The sequence below is a fragment of the Pigmentiphaga sp. NML080357 genome, from assembly GCF_002188465.1.
GTDB lineage: Bacteria > Pseudomonadota > Gammaproteobacteria > Burkholderiales > Burkholderiaceae_B > Pigmentiphaga.
This window is the reverse complement of the sequence record NZ_NINW01000037.1, coordinates 200,489-224,166: the sequence shown is the minus strand read 5'-3', so window position 1 is coordinate 224,166 and position 23,678 is coordinate 200,489. Positions and strand designations below refer to the sequence as shown.

At 68.5% G+C, this 23,678-nt stretch carries 14 protein-coding genes; 13 read left to right on the top strand and 1 reads right to left on the bottom strand.

Going from position 1 to position 23,678, the window contains the following annotated elements:
* The gene (locus CDO44_RS16185) at positions 1 to 360 is read right to left on the bottom strand and encodes a hypothetical protein (RefSeq protein ID WP_087781295.1); all 360 of its coding nucleotides are present in this window, start codon (positions 358 to 360) and stop codon (positions 1 to 3) included.
* A 347-nt stretch (positions 361 to 707) separates the two neighbouring features.
* Between CDO44_RS16185 and CDO44_RS16180 the strand changes: the two genes are divergently transcribed.
* The 13 genes from CDO44_RS16180 to CDO44_RS16120 all read left to right on the top strand — a co-directional run bounded on the left by CDO44_RS16180 (position 708) and on the right by CDO44_RS16120 (position 23,678).
* Entirely contained in the window at positions 708 to 2,360 is a 1,653-nt protein-coding gene (locus CDO44_RS16180; RefSeq protein WP_087781294.1) for a ShlB/FhaC/HecB family hemolysin secretion/activation protein, read from the top strand.
* 55 nt (positions 2,361 to 2,415) lie between these two features.
* Entirely contained in the window at positions 2,416 to 4,209 is a 1,794-nt protein-coding gene (locus CDO44_RS16175; RefSeq protein ID WP_087781293.1) for a DUF2341 domain-containing protein, read from the top strand.
* Between the two features lie 14 nt (positions 4,210 to 4,223).
* On the top strand, positions 4,224 to 4,634 hold the full coding sequence (locus CDO44_RS16170) for a biopolymer transporter ExbD (RefSeq protein ID WP_087781292.1): 411 nt from the start codon (positions 4,224 to 4,226) through the stop codon (positions 4,632 to 4,634).
* A gap of 10 nt (positions 4,635 to 4,644) precedes the next feature.
* Positions 4,645 to 5,361: an energy transducer TonB gene (locus CDO44_RS16165; RefSeq protein WP_233146215.1), complete on the top strand. Its 717-nt coding sequence runs from the start codon at positions 4,645 to 4,647 to the stop codon at positions 5,359 to 5,361.
* 50 nt (positions 5,362 to 5,411) lie between these two features.
* The gene (locus CDO44_RS16160) at positions 5,412 to 7,244 is read left to right on the top strand and encodes a putative porin (protein ID WP_087781456.1); all 1,833 of its coding nucleotides are present in this window, start codon (positions 5,412 to 5,414) and stop codon (positions 7,242 to 7,244) included.
* Positions 7,245 to 7,254: 10 nt separating this feature from the next.
* Positions 7,255 to 7,953, top strand: a complete 699-nt coding sequence (locus CDO44_RS16155; protein ID WP_144389536.1) for a hypothetical protein — start codon at positions 7,255 to 7,257, stop codon at positions 7,951 to 7,953.
* A gap of 105 nt (positions 7,954 to 8,058) precedes the next feature.
* Positions 8,059 to 8,991: a peptidylprolyl isomerase gene (locus CDO44_RS16150; protein WP_087781290.1), complete on the top strand. Its 933-nt coding sequence runs from the start codon at positions 8,059 to 8,061 to the stop codon at positions 8,989 to 8,991.
* A gap of 51 nt (positions 8,992 to 9,042) precedes the next feature.
* Entirely contained in the window at positions 9,043 to 9,570 is a 528-nt protein-coding gene (locus CDO44_RS16145; RefSeq protein ID WP_087781289.1) for a YbjN domain-containing protein, read from the top strand.
* A gap of 45 nt (positions 9,571 to 9,615) precedes the next feature.
* Positions 9,616 to 9,894, top strand: coding sequence for a hypothetical protein (locus tag CDO44_RS16140; RefSeq protein ID WP_087781288.1), 279 nt, complete (start codon positions 9,616 to 9,618; stop codon positions 9,892 to 9,894).
* A gap of 132 nt (positions 9,895 to 10,026) precedes the next feature.
* Positions 10,027 to 10,725, top strand: coding sequence for an STN domain-containing protein (locus tag CDO44_RS16135; RefSeq protein WP_144389535.1), 699 nt, complete (start codon positions 10,027 to 10,029; stop codon positions 10,723 to 10,725).
* A gap of 1 nt (position 10,726) precedes the next feature.
* Positions 10,727 to 11,248 (top strand): RNA polymerase sigma factor, encoded by a 522-nt coding sequence (locus CDO44_RS16130; protein WP_087781286.1) that lies wholly within the window; start codon positions 10,727 to 10,729, stop codon positions 11,246 to 11,248.
* Complete coding sequence (locus CDO44_RS16125; protein ID WP_087781285.1) at positions 11,245 to 12,315, top strand: FecR domain-containing protein; 1,071 nt, start codon at positions 11,245 to 11,247, stop codon at positions 12,313 to 12,315. The genes CDO44_RS16130 and CDO44_RS16125 overlap by 4 nt, the downstream gene beginning before the upstream one ends.
* 86 nt (positions 12,316 to 12,401) lie before the next feature.
* Complete coding sequence (locus CDO44_RS16120) at positions 12,402 to 23,678, top strand: filamentous hemagglutinin family protein (protein ID WP_087781284.1); 11,277 nt, start codon at positions 12,402 to 12,404, stop codon at positions 23,676 to 23,678.

Sequence of the window (23,678 nt, the reverse complement as noted above, 5' to 3'; positions counted from 1 at the left end):
TCAGCGCGGCCCGAACACCGGGCTGCCGTACTGCGGCGCGGGCGGCCGCTGCGGATACACCGACGTGCCGAAGGTGTTGCCCATGCGGTTCGCCGTGGCCGCCCGGTTGAACAGACCCAACTGGTTCGAGGAGCGCTGGACGATGGCTTCGGAGGCCAGTTCCGGCGTGCCTTCCAGGTTCCTGGGCGCGGGAGTGGGCTGCAGTTTCTGGGTCAGGCACCCGTAGGAGGGCGAGCGCTGGCCGTTTACCTCGACTTCGATGCAGGAGGACGCCGGCGCGGCATCGGCCGCCGACGCCGCGCCGGCAAACAGGTGGGCGGCCAGCAGTGCGGCCAGGGAAACGAACGATTTGCGGTTCATCGGGGGATCTCCTGCGTCCCGACCCTGCAAAAGGCGGCGGGAATCGATGCCGGGCAAGGCAAGCGCGCTCGACAGCGCCTTGATTCCATCCTAGCACCGGAGCAGGAATCGGACCACCTCGCGCGCGTGTCTCGGGACGCTCCGCTCGGCGGCCGGATTTCTTTCATGAACTTTTCGTGACAAACGGCAGTCCGGCGCTTCCTCATCCGTCTATGCAAACGTACGCAACGCCGACATGCGCACGCTCCGACATGTCGAGCGGCGCTGTCCGGACCCTGTGTCCGTCCAGCCGTGGGGGCGAGGACGGCATGCCGCGAAGGCTACTACTTGAGAAACGATTTCGACACATGCATGAGCTGAAAAAGAACGGGCCGTCGGCGGCATGGCGAGCCCTCTGCCTGGCGGCGATGTCGCTGGGCCTTCCCGGCGTTGCGCCGGCCCAGGCACCGGGCGCCGGAGCGGCGCCTGCCGCCGACGTTTCGACCGGCGCGGAACGCCGGGTCGACATCAACGAATACATCGTACGGGGCAACACGGTGCTGGACGCCAGGTCGATCGAGAAGGCGGTGACGCCGTTCCTCGGACCGGGCCGTACCCTCAAGGACATGGAGGCCGCGCGCGACGCATTGCTCGCGGTCTACCAGGCCAAGGGCTACCAGTCCGTGTACGTCGACCTGCCCGAACAGCAGGTCGTCGGCGGCATCGTGTTCCTCCAGGTATCGGAGACCAAGGTAGGCCGGGTGCGTGTGGTTGGCGCGGAATACTCGTCGCCGCTGGCGGTGCGCGACCAGGTGCCGGCCCTGAAAGAGGGCGAGGTGCCCGACTTCAACCAGGCGCAGTCCGAGTTGACCGCCTTGAACCGCACCGGCCGCCGGCAGGTCATGCCGCTCGTCAGGCAGGGCAGCCTGCCCGGCACCATGGACGTCGACCTGAAAGTGGAAGACAGCAGTCCGTGGCGCGCCAGCGTGGGCCTGAACAACGATCGCAGCCCCGACACCAAGCCGCTGCGGGCCACGGCCTCTATCGGCCACGACAACCTGTGGCAGCTTGGGCACAGCGCGTCGCTCAGCTTCTTCGGCACGCCCCAGGACCTGAACCAGACCAAGGTTTGGTCGGGATCCTACATCGCTCCGTTGAAAGATTCGAACTGGAGCCTCGAGATGTCGGGCTACGTTTCCGACAGCAACGTCTCGACGGTGGGCGGCACGACGGTGGGCGGCACGACGGTGCTCGGCAAGGGGCACTCCATCGGCCTGAAGGCCACCTACACGGTACCCAACGCAGGCGACTGGTGGCACGCGTTCAGCGCGGGCGTCGATTTCAAGCGCAACAAGGAACAGCTGTGGCTGGGCACCACGGGCGACGACGTCCCGCTCAGGTACGCGCCGATCACCTTGTCCTATTCCGGATTCCGCCAGACCGAGCGCGGCCAGTATGCGCTCGGCATGTCGTTCCTGACCGGTACGCGCAGCCTGTTCGGCTACGGCAGCAATTGGCGCGAGTTCGACTACAAGCGCTATAAGGCGTCGCCCAGCTTCATGGTGCTGAAGGCCGATGTGAACGCCACCTACAACTTCGCCAACGATTCGCAGCTGGGGTTCAGGCTGGCGGGCCAGATGACCGATTCGCCGCTGGTGTCCGGCGAACAGATCGCCGCCGGCGGCATGAACTCGGTGCGCGGCTACATGTCGGCCGAGTCCACCGGCGACTACGGCCTGGTCGGTTCGGCCGAATGGCGGACCAAGCCCTTGCCCTGGGCCGGCTCCTGGGTGGAGAACTGGCGTGCCTATGTATTCCTGGATGCCGCGCAGTTGCGGCTGCGCGATCCGCTGCCCGAACAGGATGCCCGCTTCACGCTGGCCTCGGTGGGAATGGGAACGAGCTTTCGCATCGGCCAGCGCGTGACCGGACGGCTCGACTTCGGCTATCCGCTCAAGGACGGTCCTCGCACCGAGCGGCACGATCCGCGCCTGACCTTCAGCATCAACGCCAGCTATTGATCAACGCCACTAGCTTCTATTCATGTCTTCCAGACAAGTCTTCGGAGAGTCTTCCATGCGTCGCATTCTGCTTTTCGCGCTCACCATGCTGAGCGCGGTCCTGCCCGGCCTGGCGCAGGCCTGGTGGCAACCCGACTGGGCCTACCGCAAACCCATCACCATCGATGCCACGCAGCAGGGCGCCGCGCTGGGCGGCGAGGCGGGGCGTACGCCGGTGCTGATCCGCCTGCACACCGGCAACTTCAGCTTCGAGGGCGTGAGCGAGAACGGTTCGGACCTGCGCTTCGTGGCGGGCGACGACAAGACCGTGCTCAATCACCAGATCGAGCAGTTCGATCCCTTGCTGGGCATCGCGCTGGTATGGGTCGACGTGCCCAATGTGTCGGCCAATGGCGCCCAGCAACTGTGGATGTACTACGGCAACCCCAAGGCTCCGGCTTCGGCCAATGGCCAGTTGACGTTCGATCCGGACTACACGCTGGTCTATCACTTCTCCGAAGCCAACGTGCCGCCGCGCGACACCACCGCCTATGGCAACCATGGGCAGACCGCCGTCGTGAGCGTGGACGGCACAGTCATCGGCAAGGGCGCCCAGCTCGGCGTCTCGCCCCTGATGCTGCCCGCCTCGCCGTCGCTGGCGCTGCAGGCCGGCGCGCCGTTCACGTTCTCCGCCTGGGTGCGGCCCGATCAGCTGGGTGCCGAGCAGGCCATCTATGTGCGCCGCGACGGCGCCAACGAGTTCGTCGTGGGGGTGAACCAGGGCGTGCCGTTCGTTCAGGTCAACGGGCAGCGCAGCGCGCCCGGCCAGCCCATCCAGGCGGGCCAGTGGTCGCACATCGCGGTCAAGTCCGAGGGCGGCAATGTCGCCCTGTACGTGAGCGGCCGCCAGGCCGCCGCCGTGGCGGCCAGCGTTCCCGCTTTCAACACTGCCGCGGCGATCGGTGGCGACGTGGCGCGCAACGGCGCCGCCGCGCCCGCCGCGCCGGCGCTTGGCGCCTTCACCGGGGCCATCGACGAACTGCGTCTTTCCAAGACCGCCCGTCCCGACGCGTTGATCCTGGCCGATGCCATTTCGCAAGGCGCCGATTCGCGCCTGACCGCCTTCGGCGCCGACGAGCAGCAGGCCGGCAAGAGCCACTTCGGCTTCATCCTCGCGGCAATGCCGCTGGACGCCTGGGTCGTGGTGGCCATCCTGGCCCTGATGATGCTGGTTTCCTGGGCCATCATGATCGGCAAGGGCCGCAGCTACGGCGCGATGGCACGCGCCAACGACGCGTTCATGGCCTTCTTTCGCGAATCGGCCGGCGCGCCGCTCGACCACCTCGCCAAGAGCAACCGCGTTCCGGAGGACGTCAAGCAGGATTCGCCGCTCTACCGCCTCTATGAAGTGGCGATCGATGAAATGCGCCGCCGCCAGGAGCGCGGGTATGACATCAACGCGGTATCGGATGCCACCATCGGGGCCATCCGCGCGGCGATGGACGGTGTGATGGTGCGCGAGAACGAGCGCATGTCCAAGCGCATGAACTGGCTGTCGACCACCATCGAAGGGGCCCCGTACGTGGGCCTGTTCGGCACGGTGATCGGGATCATGCTGGTGTTCGTGGTGGCGGCCATGGCCGGCGCGGTGGACATCAACTCTGTCGCGCCCGGCATGGCGGCCGCGCTGCTGTGTACCGCGGCCGGCCTGGGCGTCGCGATTCCCGCGCTGTTCGGCTACAACTGGCTCGCCTCGCGTTCGGAAGCCATCGGCGCCGACATGGCCGTGTTCGTGGACGAGTTCTCCACGCGCCTGGCCGAAGAGCAGGGCGAGGGCCGTCAGGCCCGCCCGGCCCTGCAGCGCGCTTGACGGAGCGGGCGACCATGGCAACCGCTGTCAAGTTCGGCACCAAGAAGCGCGCCAACGGCATCAACATCACGCCTTTCGTCGACGTGCTGCTGGTGGTGCTTGTCATTTTCATCCTGACCAGCAACGCCAGCATTCCCGGCATCCGCGTGGACCTGCCCAAGGCCAGCGCCTCGGTCCCGCTGGAAAAACCCAAGACCAAGGCCATCACCATCGACAACGCCGGCCAGGTATTCCTCGATGCCTATCCGGTCACCCTGCCTGAACTGGAAGAGCGGCTGCGCACCGAAAAGGCGTTGTCGCCCGATTTCCCGGTCATCGTCCGCGGCGACGCGTCGGTCCAGTACGCGAAGGTGGTCGAAGTGCTGGACCTGCTCCGCCGGATCGAGCTCAACCAGGTCGGCCTGGTGACGGGCAAGCCGGCGTGAGGAGAGCAATGTGATCAGTCGCGATCCCATCCCTCGCGAGACGTCGGCCGGCAGCCGCCTGTGGCGGCGCTGGGGGGGACTTGTCATCGGGTTGGGCGTCCTGGCCATTCTTGCCGGGCTGCTGTGGTATCTGCTTGCCGATACCGCCAGTACCAAGCGTGAAGTAGCGGCCCCCCCCATGCTGATGCTTCCTCCGCCGCCTCCGCCGCCGCCCGAGCCGGAAAAGCTTCCGGAGCCCGAGCCCGAGGTCAAGCCGGAAGTGGTCGAACCCGAGCCGACGCCCATCGAACCGCTCGATACGCCGCCGGAAGAAGCGCCCCCGAGCCCGTCGCAGGACCTGGGCGATCCCGTCACCATCGACGGGGCCGCGCAGGCCGGCACGGACGCCTTCGGCGTGGCCGCGGGCCGGGGCGGCGGATCGACCGGAGCAGGGCGCGGCGGGCTGGGCAATTCCGCGTACTCCGCGTACTACGCGAGCGCCTTGCAGCGGCTGTTGGCCCGCGATGCGCGGACCCGCCACCTGGCGTTCCAGGACATGCGCGTCGACCTCTGGCTGAGTGCAGAGGGCCGGGTGGCGAAAGCTCAACTGGTCCAGGGCACCGGCGACGCCGACATCGACAAGACCGTCCTGGCGGCGCTGCGGGATGCCGACGTGATCGACGAACGTCCTCCCGCCTCGATGCGCTACCCGATGCGGATCACCATCAAGGGACAGCGTCCGTCATGAACCTGCCGCTGCCGTCCCATCCGTTTCCATCCCATTCCGTGAACTCGCTCATGAATCAATCGACAACCTCCGAGCGCCGCGCAGCCCGCGGCAGCCATCCCCGGGAACAGCGGCCGGCCGCGGGTGCGGCGCGCAGCCGCCCCGGTCTCCGCGCCATCGCCGCCGCCGTCGCGTCGGTGGCAGGACTGCTGGGAACGGTCCCGGCCCATGCCCAGACCGCGGCGGCGCCCACCGAAAGCGCGATGGTCCGCCTGATCCGAGGCCTGATCCAGAGCGGCGCCCTCTCCAAGGACGTGGGCGAAGCCTTGCTCGCCCAGGCGCAGACCGAAGCCCTGGCGGCCCAGCAGGCGCAGCGCCAGGCCGCGGCCGCCGCGACGGCCACCGCGCCGGCGGCAGGGGTGCTGCGCCCCGAACCCGGCGACGTGCGGGTGCCCTATATCCCGGAGACCGTGCGCGACCAGATCCGCGACGAGATCAAGGGCCAGGTCATGGCCCAGGCCAAGGCCGAAGGCTGGGCCGCGCCCAACGAGACGCCCGAATGGACCAAGCGCATCCGTGTGGAAGGCGACATCCGGGTCCGCAACGAGTCCCGCTTCTACTCGGGCGGCAACAGCAACATCGAGGTGGACTGGGCGGCCATCAACGAGGGCGGCGGCTACGACGTCAATCCGAACACCAACCTGGGCCTGCCCGATACGATCAATACGCGCCAGAACCGCAAGAACCTGTTCCGCGCGCGTGCCCGCCTGGGCGTCTACGCGGATATCTCCGACCGCACGACGGCCGGGATCCGGCTTGCCACCGGCAGCGATACCAGCCCGGTGTCGACCACCCAGACGCTGGGCGGCGGCCTGGGCAAGAAGAGCGTCTGGCTCGACCAGGCCTGGCTGTCGTACAAGCCGACGGAGTGGCTGACGGTTACCGGCGGCCGCTTCGGCAATCCGTTCTTCTCCACCGATACGCTGTTCTCGTCGGATCTGAATTTCGACGGTATCGCCGCGACGGCGGAGCGTCCGCTGGCGGCCAATCCGGACGTCTCGCTGTTCGGCAGCCTGGGCCTGATTCCGCTGGAGTACTCGTCGGACAGCTTCCCCGGCACCAGCCAGGACAAGATGCGCAGCCGGAACAAGTGGCTGATCGGCGCGCAGGTCGGCTCCAACTGGAAGGTGAACGAGGACAACCGCCTGCGCGGCGCCGTCGCGTACTACGATTTCCGCAACATCAGCGGCAGGCTGTCGGAGCCCTGCGCCCTGTACGCCGGCGCGGATCACTGCAGTTCCGACTGGTCGCGGCCGGCGTTCATGCAGAAGGGCAACACGCTGATGCTGTTGCGCAATATCGCGCTCGATCCGCTGGATCCCGCCAATACGTCCATGCCGCAATACGTGGGCCTGGCTTCCAAGTTCCAATTGCTGGACCTGAACTTCCGCTGGGACACCAAGGTGGCGGGCGGCTACGGGCTGCGCCTGGACGCCAACTTCATCCGCAACCTAGCCTACGACGCCGACGAAATGTGGACCCGCTCCAACGGGGGCATCGTCAACAACTTCGGCGGTTCCGGCGGCACCGGCCGTCCCGATTTCAAGAGCGGCCCCAATGCCTACATGGTGCAGCTGACTTTCGGCAAGCCCAGTCCGACCGCGAAGGGCGACTGGAACCTGCTGGCGGGATACAAGCGCATCGAGCCCGACGCGTTGCCGGATGCCTACAACGACTCGTCCTTCCACCTGGGCGGCACCAACGCCAAGGGCTATTACCTGGGAGGTTCGTATGCCGTCGACAAGAGCGTCTGGTTCACCGGCCGCTGGATCTCGTCGAAGGAAGTCTACGGTCCGCCGCTGTCGATCGACATGCTGCAGGTCGAGTTCAACGCTCGCTTCTAAGGAGACCGACGTGCACAGAGCATCCTGGAAGCCGGCCGGGCGGGCGATGCGGCGAACCGCATGGGCGCTGGCGCTATCGCTGGCCGCCGCGGGGTCCGCCTCGGCCCAGCAGGCGCAAAGCATGGAAGAGCGCTTGCGCGCCCAGCTGCGCATCACCACATCGCAGCTCCAGCAGGCGCAGAACGAGCTGGCCGCGCTGAAAGCGAAGGGCGGCGGGGTCTCCGCCGCCCCGGCCGATGCGGGGGAGCTGGCTGAACTGAAAGAGGAACTGTCCCGGGCCAAGGCGCAACTGGCGGCGGAGCGGGAATCCCGCCAGAAGGCGCGCGACGACAGCGTGCGCCTGAAGGAGCAGGCCGAGGCCGCGCTGGAGAAGGCCTCCGGCCAGGTGGCGCAATACCGCAACGCCTATGACGAGCTGCTCAAGATGGCCCGGGCGTCGGAGGGCGAGCGGCAACGCCTGGCGACGGAAGCGGCGAGCCACCGTACCGCCATCGGGCAGTGCGAGGCCAAGAACGCGCAGCTGTATGCCGTCGGCCAGGAAATCCTGCGCGCCTACGAGACCATCGACCTGGGCACGGTGATGTCTGCCCGGCAGCCGTTTGCCGGCAAGGCGAGGGTCAAGCTCGACGAGATCGCCCAGCAGTACGGGGACAAGCTGTACGAAGGACGTTTCGATGCCCGCGGCGCGGCGCAGCCCGCCGCGCAATAGGGAAATCGTGCGGACGCACGGGGTTTTTCAGTGGCCGAGGTGGTTTTGTCATATTGCTTCGCTGCAATAGCCGCCAGCTGCCACTACAGAAGGAAGTTGAACGATATGAAAGTCAAACATCATCAGCCGGCCTGCCGCCGGTCGGCCATCGCGGCGGCATTGATCGCCGCCTGCCTCGGTACCGCCGGCCTCGCTCATGCCGCGGAAGGCGGCGCCACCGTGGCCAGCATCGGCAACGTGTCCATCAAGCAACAGGAGATCGAACGCCTGCTGCAGTCGATGCCTGACGCCGAGCGCAATGCGGCCAAGGAGGATCGGTCGAGCATCGAAGGCTGGCTGCGCCAGCGGCTGGCCAGCGAGGCCTTGCTGCAGGAAGCCCAGGGCAAGGGCTGGGAGCGCCGTCCCGAGATCAAGGCGAGGATAGACGCCGCCGTGCGCGAGGTCACGGACCGGATCGTCGCCACGTCGTACCTGAATTCCGTGGCCCAGGTTCCCGACGCCTATCCCTCGGACGCCGAAGTGCGCGAAGCCTATGAACGCGCCAAGGACGGATTCCAGATTCCCGCCACCTACCACGTCGCCCAGATCTTCCTCGCCGCGCCTGGCAACGATTCGGCAGCCGTGACCAAGGCCCGCGCGCAGGCGCAGCTACTGGCGGCCCAGGCCAAGAGCGGCGATTTCGCCGACCTGGCCCGCAAGAACTCGCAGGACGAACGGTCCGCGGCCCGCGGCGGCGACGTGGGCACCTTGCCCTTGACCCAATTGCTGCCCGAGGTACGCGACACGGTGGCTCGCCTCAAGCCGGGCCAGGTCAGCGAGCCTGTCCAGTCGGCCGCCGGATTCCACATCCTGAAGCTGCTGGAGTCTCATGCGGCGCGCACCGCGTCGCTGGACGAAGTCAAGCCACGCCTGCGCCAGGTCCTGCGGCAGCAGCGGCAGCAGGAGCTGATCGACGCCTACATGGCCAAGCTGGCCCCCTCCGGTTCGGTGAAGATCGACAACGCCGCGCTGGACGAGGCGCTGCGCAAGGCGAACTGAGCGCGTCGCCCGGTATCCGACACCACAACACCATTCATTTCAGGAAACATCATGAGCAAGAACGCCACGCCCGCCGAGGCCGAGAAAACCGGAACCCAGATGCTGACCTTCGTCGGCCCCGATCAAGTGGCCGACGCCATCAAGGCCGCCGGCTGCGCCGTGACACCTATCGAGCAGGACGGCATCGTCCGCCTGCACAGCGCCTGCCACGGCGTCGGGTTCCAGGTGCTGTGGGGCAACGCCCAGGCCAAGGACCAGTATGCGGATTTCACGTTCAGCTGCCCGCTGCGCGTGCAAGGCGGCGACCTGCCCGCGGCGCTGCTGACCGAATGGCACCGTACCAAGCGTTTCGCCCGCGTGTCCCGGCATGGTGATTTCGTCGTGCTGGAGATGGACGTGGTGGCCGCCGGCGGCGTGTCCGCCAGCCACCTGGTAGTCGCGGCGCAGATCTGGACGCAGATGATGGGCCAGTTCTTCCTGTACCTGCGCAACTTCCGCGCCGAGCAGGCCGGGGCGGACGCTGCCGCGACGCAGGCAGCCGTGCAGGCGGAGGGGGAACCCGCGGCCGTTTCGGCTTGATTTCCCGCCCACTGCCGTAGTCCTCTGCAACACCGGAGAAACACGATGACGGAGACGGCCGAGTTCCACTGCGATGCGGATGCGAACCTGCACGAGCACATGCGCCGGCAGTTGAATGCCACCGCGCGACAGCTCGAACGGACGCGACGGGTGGAGACCGTGCGCATCCGCCAGCGCGAGCGGCTGCTGCGCCTGCTGGTGGAATCGATGGTGGAGCTCGGCATTTCCGGCGCCGAGCTCCAGGCCGCCCGGCGCGCCTACAAGCAGGCGGGGAGCAAGGCGAAATCGGCCGCGGAGCAGCCGCGCAAGGCCGGGCGGTCCTGATCCGCGCGACGGCCGGGTCGCCATATTTCACACCGGCGTCACAAACGGCTTCTACCATCACGGGCTTCCCGGTAAGGGGAGCCCGGGTTTGCTTTCAAAGACCTCCGAACATGGATTTCCTGGCTGCCGCGGATGGCAAGGAAAGTAGCCTTCGCCGCGAGATGGGCCGTAGCGATGCACCTGGCCGCCGCCGCGTTGTCGCCCATTCCCGGATGGCCGGAAGACATGACGCACGATGCGCAGGGACATCTCATCCATTTCGATCTGCCGGCACAGCCGCTCGCCGCGGCGCTAGACGCCTACGCGGCGGCATCCGGCCGTTCCGTACTGTTTCCCGATACGCTGGTCGCGGGCAGGGTGTCGGCGCCGATCCACGGTTCGTATGGCGGGCGCGAGGCGCTCGACCTGATGCTGGCGGGGACGGGGCTCATCGCGGACGACGTGGGCACTCCGGGCATCGATGCCTTCGTGCTGAAACCGTCCGGGGCGTCCGGGCCCGAGCCGCCGCCACCCGCCGCGGCATCGGCACACGCAATCGACCGCTACGGGGGCCTGGTCCAGGCGAGGCTGCTGCGGGTGCTGTGCGACGATATGCTGACCGCGCCCGGCGATTATCGGGCGCTATTGCGCCTGGCCGTCGATGACCGCGGCAAGGCCGACGTGCGGTTGCTGGGGAGCACTGGCGACGGCCGGCGCGACGCGGCGATCCTGCGGGCGCTGGGCCGGACCCGTTTCATCGCGCCGCCGGCCGACGTGCCCCAGCCTCTGACTCTTCTCATCCTGCCCAGAACCGAGATCGCGGGCACGGACTGCCCGCCGCGAGCCCCCTAGCATGGCGCAGAAAGACGACGCACGACCGCTGCTCAGATCGTTGCTGGTGGAACGCTACAACGACCTCAAGCGCCAGCTGACCCGCAGGCTGGGCAATGCCGAGCTGGCGGGGGACGCGTTGCAGGATACCTGGCTGCGGCTGCAGGCGCAGGACGATCGCGGAGGCATGGTTGCCAGGCCATACTCCTATCTGCTGCGCATGGCGGTCAACATCGCCGTCGATGCCCAACGCAGCCAGACCCGGATGCTCTCGGCGGAGGAAATCGAGGCACTGGCCGAATTGCCCGATCCCGCGCCCGGACCGGTACAAACCGCCGAGGACCGTGCCCAGGTCGAGGCCTTGCTCAAGGCCGTCCAGCGCATGCCCGAGCGATGCCGGCAAGTGCTCGTGCTGGTGCGCTGGGAAGGTTTGCCCCAGGTGGAGGTCGCCCGCCGGCTGGGCATCTCGGTACGCGCGGTCGAATACGAGCTCAAGAAAGCCCAGGACTTGTGCATGGCGCGCATTGGCCGGGAGAAGCGATGAAAAAAGATTGGGAATCCGGCCGTTCGGGAACGTCTTTTCATCACGAACCCGAGCAGGTCGACACCATGAACACGCCGCCTACCCACGACCATGGCCATGCGCTGGATGAATCGCTGCGGCGCGAGGCCCGGGCATGGCTGCGGTTGTTCGCGTCCGGCAAGGTCAGCCAATGGGACGCCATGTCGTTCAACCGCTGGCGGGCGGCGAGCGACCGGCATGGCGCGGCGTTCGACGAAGCCAGGCGGGAGTGGCGGCTGTTGGGGCCGGCCATCGGCAGCCTGCTGGCCGGCGACCCCGCCGTGGCCGGTGCGCACCGGCGGGCGGTCCAGGCCGACCGCAGGCAGCAACGCCGCGCCTTCATCGGGGCGGCGGCGGGCGCCGCGGCCGTGGTGGCCGTTGCGGCGGTTCATCCGCCGTTCGGCCTGTGGCCGGCCATCGCTGATTGGGATGCCGATTTCGGCACCGGTCCCGGCGAGCGCCAGCGCATCGTCGTCGCCGACGGTGTCGACGTGGAGCTGAATACCCGCACCCGGGTACGCCGGCAGGTGGCCGATGGCAGGGACGTCGGCATCGAGCTGATCCAGGGCGAGGCGGCCATCGACCTGCCGGAAACCCCGGCACCTTTCGTGGTGCTGGCCGGATCCGGCCGGAGCATCGCCCGTGCGGCCCATTTCCAGGTCAAGTGCGTTGCGGACACGGTTTCCGTGACGTGCATCGACGGCAGCGTCCGGATCGAGCATCCCGCCGGTGTGCGAACCTTGCATGCGCGGCAGCAGCTCGCCTATGGCGAGCGGGGGCTGGGCGGGACGCAGCCCGCGGTGCCGGAAGATGCCTCGGCGTGGCGGCGAGGCATGCTGGTGTTCAGGCAGGCCCGGCTCGCCGAGGTGATCGAGGAGATCAACCGCTATCGCGCCGGACGCGTGGTGCTGATGGCCAAAGAGATGAGCGACAACAAGGTCAGTGGCCGCTTCTCCACCAGGGACCTAGAGGCCGTCTTGCTGCAGATCCAGCACTCCTTCGCGCTCAACGCGCGCACGCTGCCGGGCGGGGTCGTCATCCTGAGTTGAACGCCTTCAAAATTTAATTCGGGGAATCGGGCCGCGGTACCCGTCTCTAGGAGTAACAGGATTTCGTTACTCGAGCGAGAGAACAGATGATCACATGCGTACGCGCCGCCGCGGCCTCCCGCGCTTCCGATATCACCGCGGGCGGAACCCTGCGCCTGGCGCCGCTGGCCCGCGCCATCGCGCTGGCTGCGGCCTCGGGCGCAATTGCAAGCGGCGCGCAGGCCCAGCATGCATTCAGTCCCGCGTGGTTCAGCGCCAAAGGCGCGCTGCAAAGCACCGCGACCGCCACCGGCCGCCTGCCCAATGGCCAGCCGGCTTCGTCCCTGACCGACCCGTCCCGCTACCAGGCCCGCGCCAATGAGCAGGTCCAGCGCTCCATCCGGCACCTGAACCAGGCAGCGCAATCGATCGCGGCCCAGCAGGCCGCGCAGGCCGCCGCCAGGCTGGCCGCCGCGCAGGGCCAGTCGCTCATTCCGGACGGCCTGGCCGAGGGCGGCCTGGAGGTCGACGCCGGGTCGCTGACTGCCGGCTGGCTGAACGCCAAGGCGCCGGTGCAGAGCGCCCAGGGAGGTCAAACCACCGTCACCATCGAGCAGACGGCGGAAAAGGCGATCCTGAATTGGGAGACCTTCAATGTGGGGCGCAACACCACGGTCAACTTCGACCAGCGCGCGGGCACGAGCGCGACGGACGGAAGCAACCACTGGATCGCCCTGAACCGGGTCAACGATCCGTCCGGGCGGCCCAGCCAGATCGCGGGCCGCATCAACGCCGATGGCGCGGTGTACATCATTAACCGCAACGGCATCGTGTTCACCGGGAGCAGCCAGGTGAATGCGAGCACATTGGTGGCGGCCAGCCTGCGCCTGACGGACGAACAGTTCAACAAGGGCATCAACAAGCCATCCTATTTCCCCGGATTCGCCGGCACGGACTATGCGATTCCGACTTTCGGCGACTACGGGGAAACCTTCCTGCCGCTGTTCGGCAGCGAGATGTACACGCCCGGCGCCGCGCCGGGCGCCGTGGAGGTGCAGGCGGGCGCTCGACTGGACGTGGATGCCGGCGGCAAGCTCATGCTGTTCGCGCCCAAGGTGCGCAACGCCGGCCGGCTGTCGGCTCCGGATGGCCAGATCATCATGGCGGCGGGCGAGAACGTCTTCCTGAAGACGGCGGAAAACGAAACGGGCACGAGCGGTCCGCCCGAGGTGCGGGGGCTGGAGGTGGCGGTCGCCGCGCCGGCGCCCAAGCATTTCAGCTACTACCAGGCGCGCGATGGCGTGTATGGAATCGGCAACGGCGTGGAGCCGATGCGCGAGGTCATGGACATCATGGACGCGCGGGCCGCCCAGATCGGCTATGAAGTCGTCAACGCCGGCATGGCCGAGGCGGAGCGCGGCAACATCACCATGCAGTCGCTCAACGTCACGCAGAATGGCGTGTTGTCGGCCACTACGGCCTTGAACAACCGGAACGGGTCCATCGTGCTGCGCGCCTGGGGGCAGGGCACCCATGCCTTCGCCGACAGCGTGAGGCAGATGCGCAGCTGGTCCTCGGGCACGCTGACGCTGGCGCCAGGCAGCGTGACGACGGTCACGCCGGACGCCGGCGATACCAGCGAAATCGAGGCCTCGGCCCTGGCGACACGCTACGCGCCCGGCAGCGTGAGGCTGTACGGCAAGCTGGTCGACATCCAGTCCGAGGCCACGGTACGCGTGCCCGCGGGGATCATCGACGTGCGGTCGGCGGCCAGCGCCTTCACCATCCAGGAGCACGACCTGCCCGGCACCGCGCCGGACGGCAGCCGCATCTATCTCGACGGGAATGCTTTCCTGAGCGTCGCGGGGCTGCAGGAGGTCGAGGTGCCGATGGCGCGCAATTTCATCGAGGCGGAGCTGCGCATCAATGAGCTGCGCGATTCCCCGCTGCTGCGCGATTCGTGGCTGCGCGGCAAGAAGGTCGTCATCGACCGGCGGGCGGCGGGGCAGTTCGGCGACGGGGTCATGTCGGGCGTGCAATGGGTGCCGGACGGCAAGGGCGGCTATGTGCCCGGGGCCTGGGTCGGTACGCCGCTCGGCGACATGACGGGCTGGGTGGGCGTGGGCAAGACGGACCTGGCGGAGATCTCCACCAGCGCCGGATCCATCTCGCTGGTGACCGATGGCGGCGAAGTCGTCGCGCGGCCCGGATCGCTGATGGACATCGCCGGCGGGTCGGTGCGCTACGGAGGCGGCATGAATACCGCCACCAAATTGGTCGGCGCGGACGGCCGCATCTATCCGATCGCGCAGGCGACGCCCGACATGATCTATGTCGGCATAGCCGGGCAGTACGAACAGCAGCACGGCCGCTGGGGCGTGTCCAATACCTGGAAGAGCGCCGTGCTCGGGGCCGACCACCACGAGTCCGGCTATCTCGAGGGACGCAGCGCCGGCGCCATCCAGATCAATGCGGGCGCCGCCATCGTGCTGGAAGGCGAGATATGGGCTGGCGCAACCCAGGCCGACCGGGACCAGGCCAAACCCGCTCGGCCGGGCGGGAGCCTGACGGTGGGGGGCGGCGCGTTCACCGATACGGTCTGGTCGCCGGGGCACGTGATCATCACGCCCACGCCCCTGCAGTTGCCGGCGGACTTCGGCGCCGACGCGCCCATCCCGGCCGATTGGTATGTCGCCGAACGCCCCGATGCCGGCGACGGGAAAACCTCCTTCGAAAAGCATACGTACCTCTCCGACGCCATGCTGAACCGGTCCGGCCTGGGCGTCATCAATCTGTTCGCCACCGACGATTCGACGATCGTGGATGCCGCGGCCCTGGACCTCTTTCCGGGCACGCAGTTCAACCTGTACGCCGTCGAGAACGCGGGCATCGACATCGCGGTGCATGGGCAAATACGCGCGCCCGGCGGAGCCATCCGGCTGGAGACCCAGGGCGGCGACGTGATGCTGGGCGCGGGCAGCCGCCTCGACGTGGCCGGCATGTGGGCCAATGCCTGGCAAGGAGGCGGGGCGGGCGCGCCGTGGGCCGTCGATGCGGGCTCGATATCCATGCTGCAGACCAATCCGGGAGACGGCCGGCTGATCGCCGAGGCCGGCGCCGTTCTCGACGCGTCGGGTGGCGGCCGCATCTATCGCGCGGCGAACGGCAAGCCGGCCATCGGGCGCGGCGATGGCGGCGAGCTGATGCTCGGAGGCGTCGATGCCGCGACGGGCTTGAGCGGGATCGCGTTCATCGGCCATGCCCCCGGCGCCGGCGCGAGCCTGCTGCTGGGGGTTGCCGCCGACGTGCAAATGGGCGGAACCGATGCGCCCGATGGAACGATCGTGCTGCCGCCTTCGCTGTATGCGGACAAGGGATTCCGCGAATTGGCCATCCGCGGCTCGGGGCGTCGCGTTACCGTGCCGGACGGCGCGAAAATTTCGCAAGAGGTCGTCAGTGTCGATCTCGGCAATGCCGGACTTGCCGATTGGACGAAAGGAGCCTCCGGCATGCCGGAGCGGCTGGCTACGTTGCGTCCCGATCAGCGCCTGGCCAGGTCGCCGAACCGGCTCGCCATCGATGCCGGCGAGATCGTGATCGGCCAGGGAGCTTCGATCCGGACGGACCTCGGCGGCGCGATCGAGTTCGGACATCTCCAGTCCGGGGCCTCCATCGACGTACGCGGCACGCTGGAAGCGCCGGCAGGGAGCATCCGATTGAACGCCGCTCGCATCGTCCTGGATGACGGCGCGCAGCTCCTGGCCCGCGGCGCCGATGCAACCTATCGGAACAGCCAGGGCTGGCGCGTGGGCACCGTGCTGCCCGGCGGCCGCGTCGAACTGGCCTCCGAGAATCTCGACATGCGGCGTGGGGCCCTCATCGACGTGTCGGGTGCCGCCGGCATCATCGACAGTCCGCCTGGCATCGGCGGTTATCGGTTCGGCGACACGCACGGCGTGGCGATCGCCAGCCGCGGCGGAAGCATCGCCGTGACGGGCGGCGGCGTCGTCGAAGGCACGCTGCGCGGGCACGCCGGCGGCGCGGGGACGGCGGGCGGCAGCGTTTCGTTCGAATTTGCCCCGCCGCCGGGCGATCCGGGCGGCTCGCCCCTGGAGCAGATCCAGTCGATGCTGAGCGTCATGGATCCCGATTGCTACGGCATCGCGGGAGACGGCATTTGCGGCTCCAATGACTGGAGCGAGGCGCTGGGCGTGGACTGGCGTCCCTACTTCCTGGACTTCTGGGGCATTGCCATCGAGACGCCCATGGTCTTGCCGCCCGAGCTGCAGACCCTGCTTGCCGGAAGCCGGAACTTCATCGTTTCGGACACCGTGCCGGGGAATATCGCCGTCAAGCCCCCGCTGGACCCCGCGGACTTCGGCCTGACTCCGGAAGCGCTGGACCTGTTCCGGGACTATTTCATTTATACCGACGCGCTGCGCGAGGCGTTCCAGTCGCCGGGTCAGGACCTCGCCATGATCGTCAGGCCTTCGACGATCTCGGGTGGCGGTTTTGCAGATCTTGCCCTGTCGACCGTGGAGCAGGCGCCGATCCGACTGGATGGCGTCTCGTTGACGCTGGGCCGATCCATTTCCATTACCGGCGAGATCGCCCAGTACCGCGAGGCGGCATCCCGGCTGAGCGCGCCCGTGATCTCCCTGGGCGGAACCGCCGCCTCGGCCGAGCCGGCACGAGCCGGTGCGGGGGGGCTGGCAGGCCGGCTCACGCTGGATGCGCAACTGGTCGATGTCCGGGGCGAGACGACAATAACCGGCTGGGGAAGCCGCATCGGCGGATTCGATCAGACCCTGATCGAGGCGGATGAGGTACGGCTCGGACGCCTGCCAGGCGAATCCGTCGATTTCGCCGTGGATGGAAGTCTCGTCATCCGGTCCGCGCAGATCTATCCCGGGACGGCGACGTCGGCGACGGTCCGCGCAGGCGACCTGCTGCGCATTGAACGGATGGGAGGCGCCTCGGCGCCGCTTTCCGCCGGCGGCCGCCTGACGATGCAGGCCCCCGTCATCGAGCAGCATGGCGTGCTGCGCGCGCCCCACGGCCAGCTCGTTCTCGACGCCGCGGAAAGACTGGTGCTGGGCACAGGCAGCGTCACCTCCGTGTCGGGCACGGGCGTCGTCGTGCCCTATGGCGTATTGCGCAACAACGAGCATTGGCGCGACCCGGCCCAGATCGTGATCGACGAGACCGATCCTACCCAGGGCCTCCTGGACGCCCCGCCGGAGAAGCGCGTCGAGCTCAAGGCTCCCGAGGTGGACATGGCCGACGGCGCGCTGGTCGACATTTCGGGCGGGGGAGATTTGTATGCATGGGAGTTCGTTCCCGGCCCGGGCGGCTCGCACGATGTGCTGACCCAGCCGGGCATGTACGCGATCCTGCCGGGCTACGATGGCGCCTCGCCCGAGGCGGGCGCGGCGGCCGGCGAGCGGATCTGGCTGGCCGGCGGCCCCGGGCTCGCGGCGGGCTGGTATGCCTTGCTGCCCGCACGCTATGCGCTGCTGCCCGGCGCTTTTGCGGTCCAGCCCACCGACAAGACCTGGACCGGCATCGCGGCGGGAGCGACGCAAGCGGCCGACGGAAGCCTGGTCATGCAGGGACGCCGCGGCAATGGCTACGGCGAGACGCAGGATGCCCAGGCTTCGGCATGGCGGGTGCTGTCGGGCGACATCGTACGGCGCTATACCGAATACAACGAGGCGATGGCCAACGACTTCTTTTCGTCGGACGCCTTCAAACTCACCCAGTACCGCCTGACCGGCCAGAATATCGTGACGCCCCGCCTGCCGCGCGACGGCGGCGCCGCGGTGTTCAGCGCGGGACGCTCGCTGACGCTCGATGGCCGGTTGCATTCGCAGCCCGGCGAGCAGGGGCGAGGCGGGTTGCTCGATATCACGGGCGAGAAAATCGCCATCGTGGGCGCCGGCCAGGACCCCGCGGATCTCATCGACGCGGGCTTCCTGCTGATCGATGCGCAGGATTTGAGCGGCTTTGGCGCCGGCAGCGTGCTGATCGGCGGCACCCGCCGCGGCGACCCCCTTGGCCTTGCGCTCGACGTGACGGCCAGCAATATCGTCGTTCGCAACGACGCCGGCTCGGTGCTGGCGGGGCCGGAGATCATCCTGGCGGCCAGCGAGCTGCTCAGTATCGACGCCGGCAGCGTGGTGGAGGCCAGCGGCACCCCGGCCGCCGCGAGCGACCTGATCGTGGCGCCGCAGCAGGCGGCCGAGTACAACGACAGCGGCACGCCCGACGATCCCGCGGACGATACGCTCATCGTGCCGGAGCGGGATTGGGGCACGCTGCTGCGCGTCGCGGCCGGCGATGCCGCGCGTGTCGTGAGGCACAGCGTCGATACCACGCGCGGCGGCCAGGTGCGCATCGGCGAACGGGCGCGGGTAGAGGGTTCCGGCGCGCTCCTGATCGACGCGACGCGCACGACCGACATGGCCAGTTCGGCGGTGCTGGGCGGGCGCGACCTTTCTGTGGCGTCGGGGCGCATAGGCTTCGGTGGCGATGGCGAGGGGCTGCTGCTGGATGCGGCGGCGCTGGCGCAGTTGTCCCGGACCGAGTCGCTCACGCTACGCAGCTATTCGAGCTTCGATTTCCACCAATCCGCCGACCTGCAGGCAGCGGGCCTGCGCGCGGTGATATTCGATGGAGGAGAATGGGCCGGCTACGGCGACCAGGATGTGACGGTGCGGGGCGCCACCGTCATCTTGCTCAACAGCGGCCAGGAGCACGGTCCCGCCGGGGGCGGCGCCGGGAGTCTGATCCTGGCCGCCGACACGATCGTCCTCGACGAAGGCAAGAAGCGCATTTCGGGCTTCGGCACGGTGGCGCTGGAAGCCGCCGATCGCATCATCGGGCAAGGGCAGGGCGAGCTCGACGCCGGCGCGGCTGCGCTGACGCTGCGCACGCCGCTCCTTACCGGCGGCAGTGCGGCCAGTCTCGCGCTGCGGACCACCGGGGTGCTCGACGTGCTGGCCAGCGGAGATGCCAACGGGCCCGGCCAGGAAGCCGCGCCGCACGACAGCCTGGGTGCGCGTCTCGCATTGACCGGCGGCAGCGTACGCGTGGGCGGCCGGATCGCGGCCTTGGGCGGCACCATCGCGGTGACGGCCGTCGGCGGCGACATCACGCTCGAGCAGAGCAGTATCGTGGACGTGGGCGGCTTTGCCAGACAGTTCTACGACCTGTCCGAGTACGGGGACGCGGGCAGGGTCGAACTGACCGCGGTCGATGGGAGCGTACGGATCGAGGCGGGCAGCCGGCTGAACCTGTCCGCCCAGGCCGGGGGCGGCAGCGCCGGCACGCTGGCGCTGGCCGCGGGCAACGGCGGCCGCGTGCTGCTGGAGGGAGACGTCCGCGCGCATGCGGGCGAAGGCGGCCTGCCCGGATCATTGAGCCTGGACATCGACGCCCTGCCGGATTTCGCCGGCTTCAACGCCCGCCTGAATGACGCGGGCTTCCTGTACGCGCGCGAGTTCCGCATACGCACCGGCGACGTGACGGTGGATGGCGGCACGACCGTGGAACGGCTGCTCGTGGCCGCCGATCGCGGACATGTGAACATTGCCGGCAGGATCGACGCGCGCGCGGCCTACGGCGGTTCCATCCGCATCGTCGGCGGTGGCGGCGTCTCCATGAGCGACGGAGCGGAGTTGCTGGCCGGCGCCACGGCCGCCATCGGCAGCGGCCGCGTCACGCTGGACGCGGCCGGCGGCAGGCTCGACCTGGCGGGCGGATCGATCGACGTGAGTGGTGGAGAAGGCGGCAGGATCCTCGTCCGCGCGCAGCGTACGGAGAATAACCTCGACCTGGCCATGGACCGGCTCGCGACGCGCATCGCCGGCGCGAGGTCGGCCGTGGTCGAGGGGACTCGGACGTACGAAAGCGATTCCGTCGATGCGGTCAGGCAGGCCGCGGTCGACGAGGCCAACGCGTTCGCGGCACGCCGGGATGCCATCGCCGGGCGCCTGGGCACGGCACCGGGCTGGAGCGTCGCCGCCGGCATAGAAATCGTCGCCGACGGCGATCTCGCCCTGGCGGCGGACTGGAACCTGTTCGAGGACCTTGCCGCTTCCCGTGGCGGCAGCCTGACCTTGCGCGCGGCCGGAAACCTGATCATCGGCGGCCATCTGAGCGATGGGTTCGACCGTGCGGACCGCACCGGCGCGCTGCAAGACACTCAAGGCTGGAACCTCAACCTGGCCGCGGGCGCGGACCTGTCCGCCGCCGACCGACTGGCGCTGCGTCCTCATGCCGCCATCGCCGAGAACCAGGGTTCCATCATCGTCGGCAGGGCCGACACCGATCCCGGCGAGGAAGACAATGGCGCCGGAAAACTGGTTCGCACCGGCACGGGCGATCTGTCGGTGCGCGCCGGCCGCGACGTCAGGCTTGCCCACGAGGAGTCCGTGATCTACACCGCCGGGCGGCGCGACCCGACGACCTGGGACGATTTCACGACGGCGCGGGCCGATGCGGTCTATGGGGTAGAAGGCGGACACCTCGATATCGTCGCCCAGGGCGCAATCTCCGCCCAGCCATCCGGCCAGCGTTTCGTCCAATGGCTGAACCGGCAGGGCGCCGTCAACGCGGACCACTATTTCGGCGACTATCTCGGCGGCGAGTACGGCGAACTGCCCGACGGCAGCTACGGACCCATCCGGCGGCCGGCCGAGCAGTCGAGCTGGTGGATCGACTATGGCATGTTCCAGCAGGGCGTGGGCGCGCTTGGCGGCGGAAACGTGTCGGTCCATGCAGGCGGCGATCTCTCCAACCTGGTGGTGGCGCTGCCGACCAACATGCGCATGCGCGGCGGCCGCAGCGCCACCGAAGCGCGAGTCATGGAGACGCGCAACGGCGGCGCGCTGACGGTCGAGGCGGGCGGCGCGATCCTCGGCGGGCAATACTACGTGGCGCGTGGCGTCGGCCGCATCCGCGCGGGCGAAACCGGCACAGGGCACGAGGTCACCGTCACCATTGCCGACTGGGACGGGGGCCGGGACTACGTGTTCCCGCTTTCGCCCATCCTCGCCGTAGGCGACGCGACCTTGAGCGTGCGCACCCAGGGCAACCTGCAGGTCCAGTCCGTCGTCGACCCTTTGATGGTGCGCTACGGTAGCGACGGCAGCGGCGACCTGCCGCAGATCGTCCGTGGCGCCTACATGAGCGGCTACACCGGCGCGACCGCGCTGGATCTCGTTTCGGTGGGCGGCAGCATTTCGCTGGTCAACCAGGCCGACTACGCATTCCGCGACGTCACGCTGGAAAGCCATACCACGGATCAGGACAATCTCATCGGGTATGGCGGCAATCTCTACCCCGCGCAATTGAAGATCGTCGCCATGAACGGCGGTGTGGAAATCCAGGGACCGCTGTACGTCATGCCCTCGACCGACAACGACGTGACGCTGGCGGCGCAGGCCGATCTGCGCTTCGGCAGGCCGGACGCATTGCGCTATGCGCGCGACGGCTACCGCCTGCAGCTGGCCGAGCCGGGCCTGTACATGGCCTACGCCACGCCGGAAATGATTCCTTCTCCGGCGATGCCGGTGGGGTTCGAAGAGCATCTGATCACCGGGATGGCGACGCTGCTGCGCAACGAGATCGGCACTGCCTCCTTGCCATTGGGCAGCGCCTATTTCAACAGCGTGGCCAACCCCGAAGTCTTGCCCCTGGCGAACGACCACGCCCCCAGCCGCATCTATGCCGGCGGCTCGATCGACGGGTTGAACCTGATCGCCAGCGAGCAGACCTGGGTGCGCGCCGGCCGCGACATCCGCGGCTTGCACGTGCTGGCGCGCAACCTGCGTCCGTCGGACGTGACCTTGCTGGAAGCCGGCAACGACATCCTGGAAGTGGGGACGCCGCTATCGGAATACTTCAACCACATCGAGGTCCAGGGCCCGGGCGCGCTCGTGCTGTCGGCCGGCCGCGACATCTATGCCAACAAGCTGCGCGCTATGACGCTCGGCAATGTCGGCCGCTACGACGACAACAACCGGCCCTTGAACAACGCGGTCATACGCGGCCTGCCCGCGCAAGGCGCGAGCATCAGCGCGCTGGCGGGCATCAACGGGGATGTGGCCTACGACGCCTTCGCCGATGCCTACCTGAACCCCGGCCAGGTCGCCGGCATGCCGTCCTACCTGACGCAGACGGCGGCCGACGGCACGGTACTGCCGCTGTACCTGACGGATGGCACCGAGGCGCGCGAAGACGGCACGAGCAAGACCACCCGGCGGGGCCTGGTTTCCTACGTGAAGGCGATGACGGGCGAGGAGCTGGCTCCGCTCGCGGCCTGGGAGCGTTTTCAGGAATTGCCGGCCCTGGTCCGGCAACAGTTCCTGCGGCAGGTGCTGCTCCTGGAGCTGCGCGACGCCGGCCGCGACCAGAATTTTCCCGGCGAGAACGGCTTGCCGCGCAACGGCGGCTACAACCGCGGCTACGCGGCCATCGAGGCGTTGTTCCCCGGCGACGGCTGGCGCGGAGACATCGCCGCCAACAACCTGATGCTGCGCACCATGGCCGGCGGCGACATCAGCGTGCTGACGCCGGGAGGCGGTTTGCAGCTCGCCGCGCTCGGCGCCACTGTTCCGCCGGGTCATGGATTGGTGACGTTGGCTTCGGGGCACATCAACGTGTTTGCCCGCGACGATGTGACCGTCAACCGCTCGCGCCTCCTGTCGTTCGTCCCCGCCGCCACGCGCGAGGGCAGCGACCAGATCGTCTGGTCCACCCTGGGCGACATCGACGCCGGGCGGGGCGCGAAGACCGTGAGGGTGCCTTCGTCGGCGGACATCGTGACCGACGAGGACGGCAACACGGAAATGCGCGAGCGCTCCGACATGAGCGGCAGCGGCATCGGGACCGTGGGCGATGGCGACGTGGACCTGGTCGCTCCGGTGGGAACGGTCAATGCCGGGGACGCGGGCATACGGGTGGCGGGCAATCTGAACGTGGCCGCGCTCTACGTGCTCAATGCCGAGAACATCCAGGTAAAGGGCAAGGTCACCGGATTGCCCGCCGTGGCGGCGGTCAACGTGGGCGCGCTGACTGCCGCCAGCGCCGCGGCGTCGCAGGCCGCGGCCGCCGCGCAGGAGGTGTTGCAGCAGGAGCGCAAGGCCGCCCGCAACAGCCTGCCCTCCGTGTTCACCGTCAGGGTACTCGGCTTCGGCAGCGAACCGGCTCCGGCCACGGACAGGCAGGAAGGAGCCATGGGCGATGAGCCCGCCACCAGCGCGCGAGGCAGCGATCCGGCCAGCTACATCCAGATCGTCGGGGCTGGCCGGCACTTCGACGCCGGCCAGCTTGCCCGTCTCACGCCCGCCGAGCGGCACCAGCTGATGCAGGAAAGGTAG